The organism is Fontivita pretiosa (assembly GCF_050410795.1).
In the GTDB taxonomy this organism is placed as follows: domain Bacteria; phylum Planctomycetota; class Phycisphaerae; order Tepidisphaerales; family Tepidisphaeraceae; genus Fontivita; species Fontivita pretiosa.
This window is the reverse complement of the sequence record NZ_CP191258.1, coordinates 2940306-2960464: the sequence shown is the minus strand read 5'-3', so window position 1 is coordinate 2960464 and position 20159 is coordinate 2940306. Positions and strand designations below refer to the sequence as shown.

Genomic DNA, 20159 nt, shown 5'->3' with positions numbered 1-20159 from the left:
CGCGTGATGCCTGATTTCGGCAACGCATTATACGCCGGGTTGGGGAAAAACTGTGGGCATCGCGCGGCCCGCTTGAAACCGCCAAGCCGCGAGGTAGCTTCGCAGCATGGCCAACGAGTCGGCGTCGTTTGTGCATCTTCATGTCCACACGCACTACTCCCTGCTCGACGGGGCCTGCAAGGTGCAGGATCTGGTCAAGCGTGCCAAGGCGCTGGGGATGAGCAGTCTTGCCATCACCGACCACGGGTGCATGTTCGGCGTGATCGAATTCTTCAATGAGTGCAAGAAGGAAGGCATCAAGCCGATCCTGGGCATGGAAGCGTACATGGCCCCGGGGGATCGCCGTGAACGCTCGACGCCGGGCGGCAATCCGGGGGAGGCGGCGTATCACCTGCTGCTGCTGGCGCAGAACCTGGAGGGGTACAGGAACCTGATCAAGCTCTCGAGCATCGCCTACCGCGAGGGGTTTTACTATAAGCCGCGGATCGACAAGGAAGTCCTGCGGCAGTTCAGCAAGGGGATCATCGCGACCAGCGCGTGCCTGGGCGGAGAAGTCTGCTCGGCATTTCTGAAGCGCGACGCCAGGGCCGCCAGGCAAATCGCCGAAACCTACATCCAGATCTTCGGCCCCGACCGCTTCTTCATCGAGGTGCAGAAGCAGGGAATCCGGGAACAGGACATGGTCAACCCCGAGCTGGTGGAGCTGGCGCGCAAGCTCGGCGTGGGGATCGTCGGCACCAACGATGTGCACTTTCTGAACAGGGAGGACCACTTCGCCCACGACGTGCTCTGCTGCATCAGCATGGGCCGGCTGATCAGCGACGAAGGGCGGCTGAAGTACCCCGAGCACCTGTATCTGAAAAGCCCGCTGGAGATGGCCGAGGCGCTGTCGGCGTATCCCGAGGCGATCGACAATACGCTGCGGATCGCCCAGATGTGCGATCTGGAGCTGGACTTCTCGAAGCGCTACGCGCCGGTGTATCAAGTGCCCAGGGAGCTGTTGCGCGTCACGGGGGGCCCGTCCGGGCAGGACAATTCACACGGGCAAGACGTCCGTGCCATGGGGGACGATGAGCTGTACCTGCGGCAGTTGTGCGAAGAGGGGCTGAAGTGGCGTTACGGCACGACGGAGGTTTCGCCGCAGATCCGCGCCCGGCTTGAGCACGAGCTGAAGATCATCGCGATGAAGGGCTTCTGCTCGTACTTCCTGATCGTGTGGGACTTTTGTAACTATGCCCGGCAGAACGGCATTCCCGTCGGCGCCCGCGGCAGCGGCGTGGGGACCATGGTCGGCTACCTGCTGGGGCTGTGCAACGTCGATCCCATCCGCTACGGACTGCTGTTCGAGCGATTCATGGATCCATCCCGCAACGAGATGCCCGATATCGACATCGACATCTGCCAGGAAGGACGTGCCAGGGTCATCGACTATGTCCGAAGAAAGTACGGGCACGTGGCGCAGATCATCACGTTCGGCACGCTGGCGGCCAAGGCGGCGTGCAAGGACGTGGGACGCGTGCTGGGCGTTCCACTGGCGGAGGTGGACAAGCTCACCAAGCTCATCCCCGGCACGCCGGGCATGACGCTGGACAAGGCCCTTGCCCAGGCGCCGGACCTGCGCGAGCTGTACAACACCAATCCGACCGCCAAACAGATCATCGACATCGCCAGGCGACTGGAGGGCCTGTGCCGCAACGCCGGCATGCACGCCGCGGGCGTGATCATCGCCGATAAGCCCCTGGACGAGATCGTCCCGCTGTACAAGTCGGGCGAGGACATCCTTACGCAATTCGAAGGCCCCATCGCCGAAAAGTGCGGGCTGCTCAAGATGGACTTTCTGGGCTTGCGGACACTGACGACGCTGACCCGCGCCGTCGAGCTGGTCAAGCAGACCACGGGACTCCAGATCGACATCGAAAGCATCGACCTGACCGATCAGAAGGTGTTCGACCTGTTCCGCCGCGGCGAGACGAAAGGCGTGTTCCAGTTCGAGTCCGGCGGGATGCAGGACCTGCTGATGAAGATGCAGCCGGACCGCATCGAGGACCTGATCGCCGCCAATGCCCTGTACCGCCCCGGGCCGATGGAGCTGATCCCGCTGTACTGCAACCGCAAGCACGGGCGCGAGCCGGTGCCCAGTGTCCATCCCATCATGGACAAGATCCTGGAAGAGACCTACGGCATCATGGTCTACCAGGAACAGGTGATGCAGATCTTCAACCAGCTCGGCGGGATCGAGCTGTCCAACGCCTACAAGCTGATCAAGGCCATCAGCAAGAAGAACGTCGAGATCATCGCCAAATTCAAGCCGGACTTCATCCGCGGCGCGATGGAGAAGGGAATCAGCCGCGACAAGGCCGAGGAGATCTTCGAGCTGATCCTGAAGTTCGGGGGCTACGGCTTCAACAAATCACACAGCACCCGCTACGCGATTGTGGCGTTTCAGACGGCATACATGAAGGTGTATCACCCGGTGGAATACATGGCGGCGCTGCTGACCTTCGAGATGGGCTCGACCGAGAAGGTGGTCGAATACATCGAGGAGTGCCGACGAATGACCCTGCCGGATGGCACGCGCGGCATCAGGGTGCTGCCGCCGGATGTCAACGTTTCGGATCGCGATTTCACTCCCGTGTACGTCGAGAAGGAAGGTGCCCGCCCACGCAGGAATGCAGCCGACAAACAGAGCAGACAGGGCGTGATCCGCTTCGGGCTGTGCGCTGTGCGGGGCGTTGGCGAAAAGGCGGTGGAGGCGATCCTCCAGGAGCGAAGAAAGTCCGGCCCGTTCACTTCGATCTACGACTTCTGCGAACGGGTGGACCTGCGGTCGGTGAATCGCGCCACCATCGAGGCGCTGGTCAAATGCGGCGCGTTCTCCAGCATCAGCCCCAAACGCGCGCCGCTTCTGCACGTGCTGGAACGCGCCATCGAAATGGGACAGCAGAGCCAGCAGGACCGGCGATCCGGACAAATGAGCATGTTCGCGGCGACCTCCGCGGCGACAAGCACGTCTGCCACGCATCGCGCGCTGGCCGGCGCCCTGCCGGATATCGACGAGCTTCCCAGCGCCGAACTGCTGAAATTCGAGAAGGAGCTGCTGGGCTTCTATATCACCAGCCATCCGCTCACCGAACACCAGATGGCCCTGGAGCATTTCTCAACCGCCACCACGCGCGAGGCAATGAATTACCGCGAGGGGGTCGAGCTGACCGTCGGCGGGATGATCACCCGCGTGAAGAAAAGCCTGGTCAAGAACGGACGCAACGCCGGTTCGCAGATGGCCAACATCACCCTGGAAGATTTGGAAGGGCAGATCGACGCGACGATCTGGTCGGATCAGTATGCGGATCTGACGCGGCGCTATCCGGACCTGCTGACGGTGGAGCGGATCGTGTTCGTGAAGGGCAAGATCGACCGCCGGCGGGAAACCCCCTGCATCATCGTCAACGACATCATTCCCATCGAGGAAGCGATCGGGCGTCTGACCACAGCGATTGCGGTGAAGCTGGACCACACGCGGCACACGCCCGCGACGGTGGCCGAGCTGGCGCCGCTGCTGAAGCAGTATCCGGGCAACCTGCGCGTCTACCTTCAGGTGGAAACGGCGCAGACCCAGAAGGTGCTGCTTCAGCTCGGGCGCGAGTTATCAGTCCGGCCATCCCGGCAGTTGATCCAGGCCGTCGAGCATCTGCTGGGCAGCGGCACGGTGCAGCTTCGCGGCGAGGGATCGAGGCGGCTGCGACGCATCGAGCAACAGAAGCTGTTCACGGACGATTCACCGCAAGCGGAGATGGGCGACCGGGGGACTGATGCCTCCGCCACGGCGCTGCCCGCGGACGACGAATCCGCCGTCGCGGCCATGGATGCGCAACTGGATGCCGACGGGGATTAGCACTGAGCGTGGCGCGCCGTCATCGGAGGCGACCGGGGTTGGCCGGGCTGATTGTGGTCAATGACCCACGGTCGGCGGGGCCGAGCGGATTCGCTTCATGATCGCGACCAGGGGCACGATCCCGAAGAAGATCGCTGCCATGATCCTGAACACATCCACGTACGAGAGCATCGCCGCCTGCTGCTGCACCAGCTCGTAGATCATGGTCAGTCCCAGTCGGGTGGTCTGGGCGGCGGCGACGCCATGTTCGGCCAGGACGCGGCGCAGCGTGCCCAGGGCGATCTGGGCGCGCGGGTCGAAGGGGGACACATGCTCGACGAGATAGGTCTGGTGAAGCTGCGCGTGCCGCGCCAGCAGAGTCGTGGCGAACGCGATCCCCACGCTGCCGCCGATGTTTCGCGACAGGTTGATCAGCCCGGAGGCGGCGTTGTTCTTGTGCGGCGGGAGAAACGCGTAGGCCAAGGTGTTGATCGGCACGAACAGCATCGCCATTCCGCACGCCTGGACGATGCGCGCCATCGCCGCGTCGGCAAAGGTGATCTGGAGGTTGAAGTGCGACATGCGGATCAGACCCAGGGCGCTGATGCACAGGCCGATCATGATCAGCCACTTGGGCTGCACGCCGCGTGAAAGCGCCATGCCCACAAAAGGCAGCAGCAGCATGATCACCAGCCCGCCCGGAGACAGTGCCATGCCCGCGCGCGTCGCGGTGTAGCCCAGCAGCAACTGAAGCATTTGCGGCAGCAGGACCGTGCTGCCCAGCAGCACGAATCCCAGCGCGAACATCAGCAGGTTGGCCGTCGCGAAGTTGCGCTCGCGCAGAAGCCGCAGGTCCACGATCGGATCGCGATGCCACAGCTCCCAGCAGACGGCGGCCAGCAGACTACAGGCGGAGATCGTGGAAAAGACGACGATGAATCGGGACTCCAGCCAGTCCTGCCGCTGTCCCTTGTCCAGCACCACCTGGAGCGTGCCCAGCCCCAGCGCCACCAGGGCAAAACCGATGTAGTCGATGCTGTTGCGGCGTTGCCGGCCGCTGAGGTGCGGCGGATCCTCGACGAATCGCGAGCTGAGCAGCAGCGAGACCACACCGACGGGGATGTTGATCCAGAAGATCCACCGCCAGTCGAAGTTGTCGGTGATCCATCCGCCCAGCGTCGGACCGATCGCAGGCGCGGTGACGACGGCCATGCCGTAGATGGCGAAGGCCATGCCGCGGCGTCGCGGCTCGAAGGTGTCGGCGATGATGGCCTGGGAACTGGGCTGCAAGCCTCCGCCGCCCAGACCCTGGAGCACGCGAAAGAACACCAGCCACGCCAGGCTCGGCGCCATTCCGCACGCCGCCGACGAAAGCGTGAACAGGACCACGCAAGTCAGGTAGAATCGCTTGCGTCCAAGCATCTGGCTGAACCATCCGCACATCGGAAGGATGATGGCATTGGTGACCAGATAGCTGGTCAGCACCCACGTGCTCTCGTCGGTGCCGGCGGCGAGGCTGCCGGCGATGTGCGGCAACGCCACGTTCGCGATGCTCACGTCCAGCACCTCCATGAACGTCGCCAGCACCACCGTCAGGGCGATGACCCAGGGGTTGTGCCGCGGCCGCCAGAGCTGCGGCGGCGTGAGATTGTCAGATGCCGAATCGTTCATGGCCGTTGCAGGATCCGAGAGTCAGCGTCGCGATGGTCGTTGCCGCGGCAGGCACACGTCGCGGTCGCAGGCTCATCTGACTTTCACTCGCGGCACGACACTCATGCCCGGGGCCAGCACGATCTGGCGCGGCGGGGGATCGTCAAAGACGATCTTCACCGGCACGCGCTGCACGACCTTCACATAGTTGCCCGTGGCATTCTCTGGTGGCAGCAGGCTGAAACGCGCGCCGGTCCCGGCCTGGATGCTGTCCACGTGCCCGCGGAACCTGCGCCCCGGGTAGGCATCGACGCGGATGTCGGCCGGCTGTCCGGGTCGCATGTGCGTAAGCTGCGTCTCCTTGAAATTGGCCACCACCCAGACCTGATCGGGGACGATGGCCATCAGCGCCTGGCCCGGTTGCACGTAGGCGCCTGGCTCGACGCCTTTTCGTGTGACTCGTCCGGCCTGCGGCGCCAGAATCTTCGTGTACGACAGCTCCAGCTCCGCCTGCGCCAGCGCGGCACGGGCCACAGCCAGTTCCGCCCGCGCCGTTCTCAGCCGCGACTGACCATGCGCCACCGCCGCCTCCGCCGCCGTCAGCTTGCTTTGTGCCGCCTGGACATTGGCGCGTGCGGCGTCGGCGGCGGCAATCGCGTTGGAGCGTTCCTGCGGCGAGGCGGCGCCCGGGGGCATCGACTCGTAGCGCAGTCGCTCGGTTTCGGCGACCTGGGCGTTGGCGCGGGCCGCCGCCAACTGCGCCCTCGCCTGCTCCAGCTCCGCCTGAAGCATCTGAAGATGCATCTGAGCTTCAGCCAGGCGACTGCGTGCCACGCTCAACGCCGCCCGCGCCTGCTGGAGCCGCGCCTGCTGATCGGCGTCGTCCAGCCGCACCAGCACCTGCCCCTGCGAGACGTGCTGATTGTCGTTGACCTCCACGGCCCGCACGTATCCGCCCAGCTTCGTGCCGATCTGCACCACCGCCGACTCCACGAAGGCGTCGTCGGTGGATTCGTAGTAGTAGGCGTAGATCGCGACGCGCACGATGTAAGCGGCCGCCGCGATCACACCAATCATCGCGACAAGAACCATCAGCGCTTTGCGTGCGCGGGATGCGGAGCCGGAAACAACCCGGTCGGCCTCGCGCTCGAGCTGGATGTGTGTCGCCGTTGCGCCTTTGGAACCTGTCATGAAACACCTGTGCTGTTCTGATCCGCTTGCGTATCGCGCTGCGCCCGGGCGGCAAGCCGATCCAGCCCGGCCAGCGAAAACTGCGTGATGTGCTCGGCCAGACGCTCCAGGTCCTGGGCCGTGTATGTCAGGCCCGGGTACAGCCGGGCGATGACCGGCCTGGAATGGCGATGCAGCACGATCTGTCCGACGATGCTCAGCGCCGCCAGGCGAATGTCGCGTTCACCGACCTTCGGTCCCACGATCGCCCGGATGATCTCATGCAGCCGCTGAGCCATGGGACGAATCGCCTGCTCCACGCATGAATCCAGGTAGGGGGTGTGCTCGATGAGGTTGCGGGCCACCAGCTTGCCGTACCAGGCATGACGGCTCTGATCGAGGATTCGGTACAGAAACGAGCGCACGAACGCGTGCAGCCGCTGCTGGGGCGTGGAATCGGGGGTCAGGCCCATGTCCGGTGGATACTTCTTCAGCGCCTCGTTGAGCCAGTAGCTGACGCACTCGGCATACAGCTTGTCCTTGCCGCGGAAGTGGTAATTGACCGCGGCGACGTTGGCGCCGGCGCGCTGACAGATCTGGCGGATGGTCGCGGCGCGGTAGCCGTACTCGGCGAAGACTTCGCCTGCGGCCTCCAGCAATCGCTGGCGGGTCTGCTGGCTGAGCGCCATTTCCGGTGGCGACGCAGACGGCTGTTGCGACTCGGTGTCCATTTCAATCGGTAGTTTAAAACATATGTTTTAGCGAATCAAGAAAAACGTCAACCTGACCTGTAACCGAAGGTGCATCATAAAGATGCGGCCCGGAGGCACAGCCCCGGGCCGCAATCACGGTTGATTTGTTGGCAGAGCGTCGGCGTTCACACCCGGTTCTTCAGGCGCAGGGAGTTTTCGATGCAGGGCCGGCCCATCGGATAGTACTGGAAGCCGGTCTCACGCATCACGTCGCGGTGCAGGCAGTTTCGTCCGTCGAAAATGATCGGCTGGTTCATCGTAGCGGCGATCTTGCGGAACGGCAGGGTGCTGTACTGTGGCCAGTCGGTCAACAGGGCCACGGCGTCGGCGCCGGCGGCGGCGGTGACCGGATCGTTGCACCACTCGACCTGATCCTTGAAGATCTGCTTCATGTTCTCCATGCCCTTGTAGTCGTGGGCACGCACGTGAGCGCCGCGGTCCAGCAGATACCGGATCACGTCGATCGCAGGACTCTCGCGGATGTCGTCGGTGTCCGCCTTGAATGCCAGCCCCCACACCGCGATGGTCGCGCCCTGAATGGGTCGGCCCAGCTTTTCCACCAGCCGATCCACGAATCGCTTCTTCTGGTTCTTGTTGGTGGTCTGGATGGCGTGAACGAACAGGCTTTCGTGTCCGGCCTGGCGGGAGATGTGCTCCATCGCCGCCACGTCCTTGGGGAAGCATGATCCGCCGAAGCCCACTCCCGCGCGCAAAAACGCCGGCCCGATGCGAAAATCTGAGCCGATTCCCTTGCGGATGTCCTCGATGTCGGCGCCGTAGTACTCGCAGAGGATGGTCATTTCATTCATGAACGAGATGCGGGCGGCGAGCATCGTGTTGGCGGCGTACTTGGTCAGCTCCGCCGATTCCCAGCTCATCGTCATGAAGTTTTCTTCGCGCTTGACGATCGGGTCGTAGAGTCGGCGCATGATGCGAAATGCCTCGGGGCTCTCCCCGCCGATCACAATCCGATCAGGCTCCAAAAAGTCCTTCACTGCCGAGCCTTCGCGCAGGAATTCGGGGTTGGAGACCACCTGCACGTAGGAGTTGGTCTGCTGCTTGAGGAAGTTGTAGAGCTTGCGGTTGGTACCGGCCGGAACCGTGGACTTGACGACGATGGTCACCAGGTAATCGTTGTTCAGTTCCGCCAGAGCGTCGCAGACTTCCTTGCCGGCGGCTTCGAGGTAGCTCATGTCCACGGTGCCATCGGGTTTGGAAGGGGTGCCGACGGCCAGGAAGATCACCTCCGCATCCTTCACCGCCGCCTTGATGTTGTCGGTGAACTGAAGTTGTCCGGAGGCATAGTGCTCCTGCATCAGCTCCTGAAGTCCCGGCTCGAAGATCGGGCAGTGCCCGTCCTGAAGCATCTTGAGCTTCTTGGGGTCCTTTTCCACGCCCCGGACCGTGTGCCCGATGCTGGCCAGGCAGGTGGCGGTCACCAGCCCCACGTATCCACAACCAATCACCGTTACATCCATAAGTTACCTCTTGATTTTCACTTACATCGTTGCCGGCTCAGGGCCATCCCGGCGGGCGTCGCCTCGCCGTTATGGTTGGCAAAATCCGAATATACCATACCGCCTTATCGCACTGATCGGCGAAAAACCGCCCGCGGATGAGCACGGACAGTCAAAGCTCGCACCGGGTTAGCCTGCAATCTGGCATCGATTTTGGCAACTGCGCTCACGCCGGTTCGTTCCAGGCACCGGGGACTGATAATCCCGCAGGCGCTGCGGCAGCGGAGTCAGCAGGTGCGATGCTGTGCGCCGGCTGGGGCGCGTCGCGCACCTCCAGCACCGCCGCCGGCTCGCTGCTCGCCGCCGATACCACCCCGCCCTGATCGATCGGCTTGCGCGTCACCACCACTGGCCTTTCGTGCACCATGCCCATCTTGTATGCCGCGACGACGATGTAGCCGAAAATCGTCAGATAGAACATCACCGCGTAGCGGGTTCGCATGAACACGATCAATACTCCGCACAGCACGAAGAAAATCGCCAGACCGTAGCTCAGCATCACCGCCTTGCGGATCGTCAGCCCCCGGGCCACCAACTGATGATGAAAATGCTGGCGATCGGCACTGAAGAACGGCCGGCGGTTCACCCACCGCCGCGCAAAGGCCAGGCTCGTGTCCAGGATCGGCAGCGCGAACATCACCGTCGAGGCCAGAAACCATCGCGACCCCACCTCTCCCATCAGGATGATCAGCAGCGCGCACGTGAACCCCAGGAACATGCTGCCGGTGTCGCCCATGAAAATCGAGGCGGGATTGAAGTTGTACGGCACGAACCCCAGCACTCCCCCGAGCAACGCCAGCGCCAGCACCACCCGCAGCGCGTCGTTGTTCGTTTCCGGCCCGCCGCTGTTCATGCCCAGATACACCGCCAGGATGGTGAACCCGATCGCGATGATCGCGGTCACTCCTCCGCACAATCCGTCCAGCCCGTCCATCAGGTTGGTCGCGTTGCAGCAGAAGACCACGATGGCAATCACCAGCCCGCAACTGCTGGTATAGATCAGCCACTGATACAGCGGAGACGCCGGGTCGGGCGCCCAGTCCAGATAATTGGCCATGCGCAGCGTGATCGGGGCGATGAAGAACTTGGTGATCTCCGTACCGATTCCCGACGCCAGCAGCATGCACGCCGCCGCCACCTGTCCGGTGATCTTCATCCATGGACGAATGCGTCGCAGATCATCCCACAACCCCAGCGCGATGATGGTGCAGGCGCCGGCGATGATCCCCAGCCGGATCACCAGATGCTGCAACCCCGGCGCGTTGCGGTGCAGATACAGAAACTGGCTCATCGCCAGGCCCGCGATCCAGCCCAGAAACACCGCCACTCCCCCCAGATATGCCACCGGCGTTTTGTGAATCTTTCGCAACTGATCCGGCTGATCGACGATCCCGTAGTAGATCGCCACCGAGCGCATGATCGGCGTGAAAATCCACGAGACCAGAAATGCCACGTAAAAGACGTAGACGTAAGGCGAGAGCACCTCGTCGGCGCTGAAGACCTGGGCGAGCAGTGGGGAAGGATTGTGCTGATGGCTCGCCAACAGTGGCGCGGATTGTCCGAAGATCCAGCCTGACATTCGCTCAAAACCTCATCCTGGCCCCGGAATCGACGCCCTCGGGGACCCAAGGCAGATTACAGGTGGAAGGCGAGGATGTCCAACCGGCTGCCTCGCTGGGCGCGCCACTCGCCCGGACCAGAACAGCATGCGCCTGCACCCTTTTTGTCGCAGCCGCCAGGGGCAGAGAATCGCCGCCGGTTTTTCATCGCTTTTGCCCCTCGGTAGCGTTACGATCGCCGGCTCATTTCATCTGCGGGAGGACAGAACATGACCGCTGGACAGGAGCAGCCTCCGACCGCGCCAACCGCCCCCGCACAGACCCAGCCGTACAATCCGGACTCGACCTGGTTCGGTTCCGCTCAGCTCGCCGCCGCCAGAGCCGTCGTCGAATCCGTTGATCCCCTTCCCGAGCACATCGGCGACTACCGCATCATTCGCAAAATCAACGAGGGCGGGATGGGCGTGGTGTACGAGGCCGAGCATCTGCGACTGGCGCAGCGCGCGGCGCTGAAGGTCGTTCACCCCGGGAAGATGACCCCCGCGCTGCTTCGCCGCTTCGAGCATGAGGCGGTCCTGCTGGCGCGGCTGAATCATCACGGCATCGCGCGAATCTACTACGCCGGCATCGCCGACATCGGCGCCGGACCTCAGCCGTTCTTCGCGATGGAGCTGATCGAAGGCCAACCGCTTGATGTATATCTCAAGCAGGCAAGCCCTGTGCTTAAGCTCCGCCAGCGGATGCAGCTTTTCTGCGAGATCTGCCAGGCCGTCAGCCACGCCCACAGCCGGGGCATCGTCCACCGCGACCTCAAGCCCGGCAACATCCTGGTGATGAGCGACGGCAAGCCGAAGATCCTCGATTTCGGCGTGGCACGAGCCATCGACGCCGATGCCCAGACGGCTACCCAGCACACCCAGACGGGCCACATCGTCGGCACCGTGCCCTACATGGCCCCGGAACAAATCCGCGGGCAGGTCGATGAGCTGGACCAGGCCACCGATGTCTACGCGCTTGGCGTGCTCGGCTACGAGCTGCTCGCAGGCCGCATGCCCTACGAGGTCAAGGACCGCCCCCTGCCCGAGGCCGCGCGGATCATCTGCGAAGAAGAACCGAGCAGGCTGAGCAGCATCGACCGCTCGATGCGTGGCGACGTCGAGACGATCGTGCAGAAGGCGATGGAGAAGGACAAGACCCGACGCTATCCAACTGCGCAAGACCTGGCAGCGGACGTGAAGCGGTACCTCGACTACGAGCCGATCACCGCAAGACCGCCGAGCACGTGGTACAACCTGAGGAAATTCGCGAAGAGGAATAAGGTCGTCGTCGCATCGGCAGGCATGGTCGCTCTGGCCATGGTGGCGGCGACCGCGCTCTCGGCGACTTTTGCCCTTCGCGAGCGCCGCCAGCGTGCCGAAGCACAGTCACGGAGCCAAGAGCTTGACGCCGTAAATCACTTTTTCAATGAGAACGTTTTGTACGGGGCGCGGCCGGAGAACATGCCGGACAGGGCGGTGCGCGAACAAATCATCAAGAGAATGCTCGACCCGGCAGCATCTGCGATTCGCACGCAGTTCAGCGGCAAACCGCTGACCGAAGCCAGCGTTCGGATGGCACTTGTTTACTCCTATGAAGCAGTTGGCAGGTCGGATTTGGCTCTACCGCATGCTGAAGCGGCTCTAGGCGTGCGGCGGCGCCTCTTGGGCGAGGATCACCCCGACACGCTGAATTCGTTCTTATGGATGGGAACCCTCCTCCACGGCACCGGCAAGCTCGACGAGGCTGATCGGTTTCTTCGCGAGTCGGTTGAGCGCAACAGGCGCATCCTGGGGAGCGACCATCCCGATACCTTGGGTGCAATCAACAGTTTAGCGTCACTTCGGCAGGCACGGGGCAAGCTGTTGGATGCAGAGCTGTTGTTCCGGGAGGCGCTCGATCGACGACGTCTGTTAGCCAGACCTGGGGATCGGAACCTGTTGGTCTCAGTTCTGAACCTCGGCACCCTGTTTGTAGCCCAAGGGCGGTTCGACGAAGCCGATTCATTGTTGCGCGATGCGCTCGAGCAGCACCGCGTCACGCTGGGGGACGATCATCCGAACACATTGGCTGCGCTGAATCAGCTGGCAACGCTGCTTCAGGAACAAGGCAAACTCGACGAGGCCGAAGCCCTCTTGTCCGAGTCGCTCGAGCGACACCGGCGCGTGCTGGGAGATGATCATCCGCATACTACATCCGCCATCAATAACATGGGCATGCTCCTCCAGACCAAAGGGCAGCCTGATCGCGCTGAACCCTTCCTCCGCGAGGGACTGGAGAGATGTCGTCGTACGCTCGGCGACGATCACCTCGACACCTTGGTTTCGGTCGATAATCTGGCAAGCCTGCTGCTCATACAGGGCAAGCTGAGTGAGGCCGAACTCCTACTGAGCGATGCGATGCAGAGGAGCCGTAGCGTGTTGGGCAGTGTACATCGAACCACGCTGAGCATCATTCGGGCTATGGGCGCCTTGCGGCGAGCCCAAGGCAGATATGACGAGGCAGCATCGCTGTCTTTCGAGGCGGCCGAGGGCTTTTCACGCGTGTTGGGCCGTGATCACCCGACGACGCTGAACGCGATGGGCTGGGCCGGTGCATTGTTGCTGGACCAGAAGAAGTTCGCAGAAGCCGAGCCGTTGCTGCGCAACGCGCTGGAGGGTCGCCGAAAGGTGTTGGGAAACCATCATCTGGACACGCTCAATTCGCTGCATTGGATGGGCCGCCTTTTCCAGTTGCAAGGGAGACTCGAAACCGCCGAGGCGCTGTGGCGTGAGGAGATGGAAGGCCTTCGTAGCGTGCTGGGTGCTGATCACCCAGAGACCCTCAGATCCGTGAATAACGTTGGCTACTTGCTTTTTGCGCAGGGAAGGCTCGACAAAGCTGAGCCGCTCTTGCGCGAAGCGCTTGACGGTCGGCGGCGCGTGCTCGGCAGCGATCATCTGGACACGCTTGGCTCGATGAAGCACCTCGGCACATTGCTCAGAGCCGCAGGAAGACTCAGTGACGCCGAGACGCTGTTCGCGCAAGCATATAGAACGATCCAATCTAGAGGACTACAGAAGCACGAAGTGGCCCGCAGCGTTGTGGCCGCCCTTGCTGAGATCTGTGACCATACGGGCCGTCCCACCGACGCCGCCCGCTGGCGGGCGGAACTGGCGGCGCTGGAGGCGACGACCAGACCCGCGACCACCGGCCCGATTCATTGACTCACCACGCACGCCCACGCTCCGCCTTTCGCCAGCGGCCCGCACGCCCGCTCCCCACACCGCTGGTTACCTATGACGGTCCAGCCGGTCTCATCGCACCCCGTCGCTCGTCGATCACCGACCGGATGATCTGATCCAGGTTGAACCTCGGCTCAAATCCGATCGCCGCGCGAATCCGATCCAGCTTCGGCACACGCCGGGGCAGATCGTCGAACGGCTGGCCATAGGCTTTTTCGTACGACACGTGCTCGATCGCGCTGTTGGATCCCGTCAGCTCGATCACGCGCCTGGCCAGGTCGTTGATCGAGATCTCCTGGTCGCTGCCCAGGTTAAAGACCTGCCCGACGGCGGCAGGCGTGTTCATCAGCTTCACCAGGGCATCGACGACGTCGGCGACATGGCAGAAGCAGCGCGTCTGCGTGCCATCTCCGTAGACCTGAAGCGGCCTGCCCGCCAGCGCCGCTTCCACGAATCGCGGCAGAACCATCCCATACATCCCAACCTGTCTTGGTCCCACCGTGTTGAACAGCCGCACGATCACCACCGGCAGGCCGAACTGCTTGTGGTACGCCAGACCGAGGAATTCGTCGATCGCCTTGCTGTAGGCGTAGCACCATCGGCTGTGTCGCGTGGGGCCCATGACGATGTCGTCGTCCTCGCCAAACGGCACGCGCGTTCCCTTGCCATAGACTTCGGAGCTGGAGGTGATCAGCACAGGCCTGCCGAAGCGATGCGCGGCGGCCAGCACCACCTCCGTGCCGTGAATCAGCGTGGTGATGGTGCGTACTGGCTGATCGACGATGAGCTGCACCCCCACCGCCGCCGCCAGGTGGAAAATCGCATCACATTGTGACACGGCCAGCGCGACGGTGGATTCGTTTTCGACGCTGTCACGGATGAACTGCATGTGAGGGCTGCCGCGCAGCGCCGCCAGATTCGATTCGCGACCGGTGGACAGATCGTCCAGGATCGTGACCTGCTGGCCGTCGCGGACCAGCCGCTCGGCCAGGTGCGAACCGATGAATCCCGCCCCGCCAGTGATCAGATAACGCATAACAAGTCCGTTTGCCCGATGCCGCGGGACCGCCAGAATAGGCCGCTCTCCAAACTTCGTCCAGCTCCTGTGGAGTTTTGAGTCCGGATGATCTTGCGACAGCCCTTACCGCCGGCAAGCATCGGATAAACTGTACAGTCCTCCCAAGTCGGCCTGTTCCTTGTCGTTCACCACATCCATAGTCTGTAACCCCGATTCTTCATTGCATCAAACTATATTTCCTGTATGATGAGGAAGCTAACACGTTGGGGCAGCGACGCCGCGCTGCATCCGTGGCGCTGCTGATGGATCAACCACAAGACTAACCCCAAAGTCGTACCGGAGCGGAAGATCATGATCGGTCGTCCCCAACTTTTCCTGTGTGCATCGGCCATCGTGCTGTCCATGTCGCTGGGCCATACTGCCCGCGCTGCGGTCATCACTTACGATCTGTCCGTCGAGTTCAGCGGTGCCACTGCCCCGGCAGGCGCCACGCCGTGGCTCCGCGCCACCTTCGACGATGGCGGGTCCAGCGGCTCGGTCACGCTCACCCTCACGGCCCTGAACCTCACCGGCAGCGAATTCGTCTCCGAATGGAACTTCAACCTCGACCCCAGTCTCAACCCCGCCAACTTGATCTTTTCTTCTCCGACCAAGACTGGAACCTTCGCCAATCCGACGATTCTCACCGGAGTCAACGCGTTCCAGGCCGATGGCGACGGGCTGTATGACATCCAGGTCGCCTTCGACAACGCGCCGCCCGCCAACCGCTTTACCGCCGGCGAGTCGGTCGTGTACACCATCAGCGGGATTTCCTCATTGACGGCCAACTCCTTCAATTTCCTCAGCGCCCCTGCTGGAGGCAAAGGTCCGTTCCCTACCGCCGCTCACGTGCAGGGCATTGGCGCCCAGGCCAACAACAGCGGTTGGGTGACGGTTCCCGAGCCCGCCGGCGCCGCCATCCTGTTGATCGCCGCCGCTTCGGTCTGCCTGCCACGTCGCAGACTTTCGTAGTGCAAGCTCCGGCTGACTGGTTCGAATGTGACATCGAACCCGCACCCACCGGCTCTGTACGAACAACCGAGCTCTCTATCCGTATATGTTGCGGAAGATGAGATCGTTACTCCTGCGAATCGGGAAACTCGTAATCCTGCTTACGCTGTTCTGTGGCTTGTGCTGGGGACCGATCATCGTGCGCCGCTATCCTGCCGGCGGGGCCGATGCCGATGAACGGCTCCTGCTGGCACTGCGCTTTCGCGAGTGGCAGCAGATTGATGAGGCGCTGGCCAGCGGCGCATCGCCCAACGCCATCGAGCCTTTCAGCCAGCAGACCGCGCTGATGATCGCCGCCAGCAACGGAGATCTGCACACGACGCGAGAGCTGCTCAGTCGCGGCGCGGATCTGCATGCGGTTGATCGCTGCGGACGCACGGCGCTGGCTCACGCCGCCTGCGCCGGGAAGACCGACGTCGCTCGCTTGCTGCTTGATCGGGGCGCCTCGGTCAACCAGCCCGACAGCCTCGGGATGACTCCGCTGGCGCATGCTGCCCTGTACGCGCACGTTTCGACGGTCGCGCTGCTGCTGTCGCGCGGCGCTGATCCCAATGCCGCCTGCGACGACGGCACTACACCGCTCATGCTCGCCGTCACGTCCCATCGCTGCTCGCCGGCCCTGGTGATGCTGCTGATCGACGCCGGCGCCGACCCGACCCGCCGCGATCACGACGGCCTGACCGCTGCCGACCACGCCCGCAGCAACGACCACCATGATCTGGCCAATCTCATTGAACGGTTGGCGAGCCTCTTTCGGCCGGTCGAGAATCGCCCACAACCGCCGCAGCCCGCAACGCAACCGCATGCGCTGTCTGCGTCTGGCGGCTAGTGCGTGTCATGTCCTGCTGCATCCCCGCGACGCTTGCTTCCCGCGACGACGCGGACAAACATCAAACGTATGAGACCGTCGGCCATCCTGTTTGACATGGACGGCACGCTCACCCGTCCGATGCTCGATTTCGCCGCGATCAGGGCAGAGATGGGCATCGGCGATCGTCCGATTTTGGAAGCGATGGCGGAGATGGAGCCGGCGCGGCTGGCACGGGCGCGGCAGATTCTGCTTCGCCACGAGGACGCCGCCGCCGAACAGTCCACGTTGAATCCCGGTTGTGCTGAACTGCTGCGGTGGATCGAGTCCCGCCGCATTCCAATGGCGCTGATCACCCGCAACAGCCGCCGCAGTGCCGAAGTTGTCGTGGCACGCCACGCCCTGCCCATCCACATCCTGATCACCCGCGACGACGGCGTCTACAAGCCCGATCCGACGCCGCTGCTGCTGGCCTGCCAGCGACTGGCCGTGCCCGATCATCACGACGCCTGGATGGTCGGCGACGGGCGACACGATGTGGAGGCCGGGCTGGCCGCGGGAATGAAGACCGTCTGGGTCAGTCACCGTCGCCGGCGCGACTTTGCGGCCCAGCCCTGGAAGACCGTCGCCGATCTGCACGAACTGCACGAGCTTTTGCGGCAGATGCACGGCTGAGCAGCCCCTGATCGTGCCGATGACGGCACGCGTCGCCCCGACCGCTGCACGGCCCAAAGACGCGACGGCGACGAATCGCCGATTCGCCGCCGCCGATCCTCTCCTGCTCCGGAAGACACTGGGCGGTTGTGAACCGATCCCGCGCCCCCTTATCATCTGCTCCTCACCCCGCTACCCTGCCCCAATCCGGAAAACACCGATCACTTCGTTCCCCCGCTGCTGCCGCCGGTCCCCATGCTGGTCTGTTCGACCGCCGCCACGCCGCCAGCCTGTCCCGTTTCGGTCTTGCTCAGGTGCGCCAGTCCGATCGCCGCGGGCGTGAGGGTGTCGGGGTTGGGCCCGATCTGCACTTTGGCATGCGTCGCAGTCACGCCTCGATCGATCAGATAGCTTCTCACCACGTCCCGTCGCGCCTCAGCCAGCTCATTCTCGGGCATGTCCAGATACACGTTCACGTCCGCGTCCGGGTCCTGTCCGATCAGCGCCGCCAGCTTCTGCTCGCCAAGGGAGTTGAGCCTGGTCCCGTCGAAGTGGACCGGGTGCAGCGTGGCGTCGGCGCGGGCGCCCAGATCTGCCTGCATGTTGGCCATCTGGTTGACGGCGCGGTTGCCGTCGTTGGGCGGGAAAAAGTCCTTCATCTGCGACTTGTCCGTCGCGCACCCGCCCAGCGCTGCACCAATCAGCGCCGCCGCCATCAGCAGCCCGATCGGCAACCCCATTGCCGGCGCAATCAACTGTTTGTGCGTTCTGCTGGTCATGTTTGTCACCACCTTTTAGATCGTCTCACCGGCGCAGCGCGTTAATCACTTAGTCGTTGAACAGCGCGCTTTTCATCAGTCCGATCACCGTTGGCCCGGCCAGAACAATGAACGTCGCCGGGAAGATGAACAGCACCAGCGGGAAGCTGAGCTTCACGGAAGCCTTGGCGGCCATCTCCTCGGCGGCGTGCTGGCGTTTGGTTCGCAGCGAGTCGGCGTGAATCCGCAGGGCGCCGGCGATGGAAGTGCCGAAGCGGTCGGCCTGGATCAGCATCGCCGCCAGCGACTGTAGCGCCGCATTGCCCGTTCGCACGCCCAGATTCTTCAGCGCTTCCTGCCGTGACAGTCCCACGCGCGTTTCCATGTGCGCGATCCCCAGCTCACGGGCCACCGCCGGATGCGCCAGGTTCAGCTCCTGCCCCACGCGCTGCATGGCCGAATCGATCGTCAGTCCCGCCTCGACGCATACCACCAGAAGGTCCAGCGCATCGGGAAGCCCGATCGTCAACGCCCGCTGGTTGGCGCGAATCCGTGACTTGAGCCACATTCGCGGCATCAGGTATCCCACCAGCCCTCCAACCGATGTCCCCAGCATCACCAGGCCAACCAGCGCGCCCAGCAGGTAGCCGATCAGCACTCCCCCCAGCAGGCAAAGCACCTTCGCCCCGGTCACCAGCTTCACCGCTGACGCGCTGTAGATGCCGGCGTAACCCAGGTCTCGCCGAAGGCTGGAGACCTTCTGGCGGCTCTTGGGCATGAACGGCTGGGCGGCGGCCTGACCGATCTTCTGAAGGATCGGCACAACGGTCTGTGTCGCGGATGGACCATGTGCGGCTCCACCCGGGCGGTCGGCATCCTCCAGTCGTTCGCGGAGTTTGGCGTCGGCAGCGGCGCCCAGCGCCAGCCGCGAGACGAAAAACGCCACCCCCGCTACGGCGCCGCCAACGCACATGTATAGCAGAATCTGCTCGTTCATAACTTCATCCCGCTGCGCCGCGGAAGATCCGCACACCGGCACGTCGGCCGCTCACTGGCGCACGCCGCTGCCTCTTGCTGTTTCTGCACGCTGCCACCTGTTCCCTGCCCCTGCTACACGACCACCGTCGTGATCTTCTTGATGAAGTACAGCCCCAGCAGTTGCAGACCGAACGCCACACCCAGCAGCATCAGCCCGGTGCCCGTGTGAATCAGCACGCCCGCGTACTCCGGGTTCAGCACATACGCGATCACGAACATCACCGCCGGAAATGCCGTCAGGATGTACCCGGTCAATCGTCCCTCGGCGGTCTTGGCCTTCACGTGCTGCTGAAGGCGGATCCGCTGGCGAATCATGTCGCTGATGTTGCCCAGCACTTCCGAGAGATCCCCGCCGGTCTGCCGCTGGATCAGCGTTGCGGTCACGAAGAACGCAAAGTCGGTCGATTCAATCCGCTTGGCCATCTCACGCAACACCTGCTCCATCGGCTGTCCCAGGCTGTGCTGGTCGTAGGCGCGGCGGAACTCGCCGGCCAGCGGCTGTGGCAACTCCTCGCCCATCATTTGAATCCCGGTGCTGAGGCTGTGCCCGGCCTTGAGAATTCGACCCAAAAAGTCCAGCGCTTCGGGCAACTGGTCGGCCAGCAGTCGCTGCCGCCTGGCGCGCTTGCTGCTCAATACCACGCAGGGCGCATAGATTCCGATTCCGCCCGCCACCGCCGACACCAGGATCGATCCGCTGATCAACAGGCACAGCAGAAACATCCCCACCGCAATCCCCGCCACCACCAGCAGAAACCGTCCCAGCGTCACGTCCGGGTAGGCATGAACCAGCAGCCGGTTGAGCCGCTCAAACAGCGAAATCCGCAGCAGCGCCGCCGACATCCCGTCCAGCTCCTGCTGCTGCATGAGGATGTTTCGCTGGGCGATCGCCGACGCGTCGTCAAGCCGGCCGCCGGTGCTCAGCCGCTGCTTGAGCTTTCGCTTCTGCGCATCGGTCAGCGACGCCAGCGCCTGGGTCCCGCCCCACACCAGCAGCATCACCGCCGCCGCCGCCAGAATCGGAAGTAACATGACTTCCATAGATCAACCCTCG

General features: G+C 63.4%; 14 protein-coding genes. 5 read left to right on the top strand and 9 right to left on the bottom strand.

Annotation, left to right across the window (positions count from 1 at the left end):
* The first annotated feature begins 106 nt into the window (after positions 1-106).
* Positions 107-3892 carry a DNA polymerase III subunit alpha gene (locus ACQS5P_RS11935; RefSeq protein WP_428936848.1) on the top strand — a complete coding sequence of 1262 codons (3786 nt, stop codon included), beginning with the start codon at positions 107-109 and terminating at the stop codon, positions 3890-3892.
* A 57-nt stretch (positions 3893-3949) separates the two neighbouring features.
* Here the strand turns inward: ACQS5P_RS11935 and ACQS5P_RS11930 are convergent, their stop codons facing one another.
* The 5 genes from ACQS5P_RS11930 to ACQS5P_RS11910 all read right to left on the bottom strand — a co-directional run bounded on the left by ACQS5P_RS11930 (position 3950) and on the right by ACQS5P_RS11910 (position 10539).
* A complete protein-coding gene (locus tag ACQS5P_RS11930; protein WP_428936847.1) occupies positions 3950-5542 on the bottom strand; it encodes a DHA2 family efflux MFS transporter permease subunit in 1593 nt (530 codons plus the stop codon).
* 72 nt (positions 5543-5614) lie between these two features.
* Positions 5615-6712: an HlyD family secretion protein gene (locus ACQS5P_RS11925; RefSeq protein WP_428936846.1), complete on the bottom strand. Its 1098-nt coding sequence runs from the start codon at positions 6710-6712 to the stop codon at positions 5615-5617.
* On the bottom strand, positions 6709-7422 hold the full coding sequence (locus ACQS5P_RS11920) for a CerR family C-terminal domain-containing protein (protein ID WP_428936845.1): 714 nt from the start codon (positions 7420-7422) through the stop codon (positions 6709-6711). Before ACQS5P_RS11920 ends, ACQS5P_RS11925 begins: the two co-directional genes overlap by 4 nt.
* A 146-nt stretch (positions 7423-7568) precedes the next feature.
* Entirely contained in the window at positions 7569-8921 is a 1353-nt protein-coding gene (locus ACQS5P_RS11915; protein ID WP_428936844.1) for a UDP-glucose dehydrogenase family protein, read from the bottom strand.
* A 205-nt stretch (positions 8922-9126) separates the two neighbouring features.
* Complete coding sequence (locus ACQS5P_RS11910) at positions 9127-10539, bottom strand: glycosyltransferase family 4 protein (RefSeq protein ID WP_428936843.1); 1413 nt, start codon at positions 10537-10539, stop codon at positions 9127-9129.
* A 249-nt stretch (positions 10540-10788) separates the two neighbouring features.
* Between ACQS5P_RS11910 and ACQS5P_RS11905 the strand changes: the two genes are divergently transcribed.
* The gene (locus tag ACQS5P_RS11905; protein WP_428936842.1) at positions 10789-13761 is read left to right on the top strand and encodes a tetratricopeptide repeat protein; all 2973 of its coding nucleotides are present in this window, start codon (positions 10789-10791) and stop codon (positions 13759-13761) included.
* Positions 13762-13831: 70 nt separating this feature from the next.
* Here the strand turns inward: ACQS5P_RS11905 and ACQS5P_RS11900 are convergent, their stop codons facing one another.
* Positions 13832-14815, bottom strand: a complete 984-nt coding sequence (locus ACQS5P_RS11900) for an NAD-dependent epimerase/dehydratase family protein (RefSeq protein WP_428936841.1) — start codon at positions 14813-14815, stop codon at positions 13832-13834.
* A gap of 333 nt (positions 14816-15148) precedes the next feature.
* Here ACQS5P_RS11900 and ACQS5P_RS11895 point away from each other — a divergent pair, with 333 nt between their 5' ends.
* The 3 genes from ACQS5P_RS11895 (at position 15149) to ACQS5P_RS11885 (ending at position 17330) form a co-directional block, all read left to right on the top strand.
* Complete coding sequence (locus ACQS5P_RS11895; RefSeq protein WP_428936840.1) at positions 15149-15808, top strand: hypothetical protein; 660 nt, start codon at positions 15149-15151, stop codon at positions 15806-15808.
* Between the two features lie 97 nt (positions 15809-15905).
* Positions 15906-16676, top strand: a complete 771-nt coding sequence (locus ACQS5P_RS11890; RefSeq protein WP_428936839.1) for an ankyrin repeat domain-containing protein — start codon at positions 15906-15908, stop codon at positions 16674-16676.
* 69 nt (positions 16677-16745) lie between these two features.
* Positions 16746-17330: an HAD family hydrolase gene (locus ACQS5P_RS11885; RefSeq protein ID WP_428936838.1), complete on the top strand. Its 585-nt coding sequence runs from the start codon at positions 16746-16748 to the stop codon at positions 17328-17330.
* A 200-nt stretch (positions 17331-17530) separates the two neighbouring features.
* Here the strand turns inward: ACQS5P_RS11885 and ACQS5P_RS11880 are convergent, their stop codons facing one another.
* The 3 genes from ACQS5P_RS11880 to ACQS5P_RS11870 form a co-directional block, all read right to left on the bottom strand.
* The gene (locus tag ACQS5P_RS11880; RefSeq protein ID WP_428936837.1) at positions 17531-18088 is read right to left on the bottom strand and encodes a hypothetical protein; all 558 of its coding nucleotides are present in this window, start codon (positions 18086-18088) and stop codon (positions 17531-17533) included.
* Between the two features lie 49 nt (positions 18089-18137).
* Entirely contained in the window at positions 18138-19064 is a 927-nt protein-coding gene (locus tag ACQS5P_RS11875; protein ID WP_428936836.1) for a type II secretion system F family protein, read from the bottom strand.
* A gap of 113 nt (positions 19065-19177) precedes the next feature.
* Positions 19178-20146 carry a type II secretion system F family protein gene (locus tag ACQS5P_RS11870; RefSeq protein WP_428936835.1) on the bottom strand — a complete coding sequence of 323 codons (969 nt, stop codon included), beginning with the start codon at positions 20144-20146 and terminating at the stop codon, positions 19178-19180.
* Positions 20147-20159: the final 13 nt, after the last annotated feature.

Bases quoted from the DNA above. Each gene is read 5' to 3' on its own strand.
- ACQS5P_RS11885 (WP_428936838.1), top strand. From the start codon at position 16,746: ATGAGACCGTCGGCCATCCTGTTTGACATGGACGGCACGCTCACCCGT.
- ACQS5P_RS11930 (WP_428936847.1), bottom strand. From the start codon at position 5,542: ATGAACGATTCGGCATCTGACAATCTCACGCCGCCGCAGCTCTGGCGG.
- ACQS5P_RS11875 (WP_428936836.1), bottom strand. From the start codon at position 19,064: ATGAACGAGCAGATTCTGCTATACATGTGCGTTGGCGGCGCCGTAGCG.
- ACQS5P_RS11905 (WP_428936842.1), top strand. From the start codon at position 10,789: ATGACCGCTGGACAGGAGCAGCCTCCGACCGCGCCAACCGCCCCCGCA.
- ACQS5P_RS11870 (WP_428936835.1), bottom strand. From the start codon at position 20,146: ATGGAAGTCATGTTACTTCCGATTCTGGCGGCGGCGGCGGTGATGCTG.
- ACQS5P_RS11910 (WP_428936843.1), bottom strand. From the start codon at position 10,539: ATGTCAGGCTGGATCTTCGGACAATCCGCGCCACTGTTGGCGAGCCAT.
- ACQS5P_RS11920 (WP_428936845.1), bottom strand. From the start codon at position 7,422: ATGGACACCGAGTCGCAACAGCCGTCTGCGTCGCCACCGGAAATGGCG.
- ACQS5P_RS11935 (WP_428936848.1), top strand. From the start codon at position 107: ATGGCCAACGAGTCGGCGTCGTTTGTGCATCTTCATGTCCACACGCAC.
- ACQS5P_RS11900 (WP_428936841.1), bottom strand. From the start codon at position 14,815: ATGCGTTATCTGATCACTGGCGGGGCGGGATTCATCGGTTCGCACCTG.
- ACQS5P_RS11890 (WP_428936839.1), top strand. From the start codon at position 15,906: ATGAGATCGTTACTCCTGCGAATCGGGAAACTCGTAATCCTGCTTACG.
- ACQS5P_RS11895 (WP_428936840.1), top strand. From the start codon at position 15,149: ATGATCGGTCGTCCCCAACTTTTCCTGTGTGCATCGGCCATCGTGCTG.
- ACQS5P_RS11880 (WP_428936837.1), bottom strand. From the start codon at position 18,088: ATGACCAGCAGAACGCACAAACAGTTGATTGCGCCGGCAATGGGGTTG.
- ACQS5P_RS11915 (WP_428936844.1), bottom strand. From the start codon at position 8,921: ATGGATGTAACGGTGATTGGTTGTGGATACGTGGGGCTGGTGACCGCC.
- ACQS5P_RS11925 (WP_428936846.1), bottom strand. From the start codon at position 6,712: ATGACAGGTTCCAAAGGCGCAACGGCGACACACATCCAGCTCGAGCGC.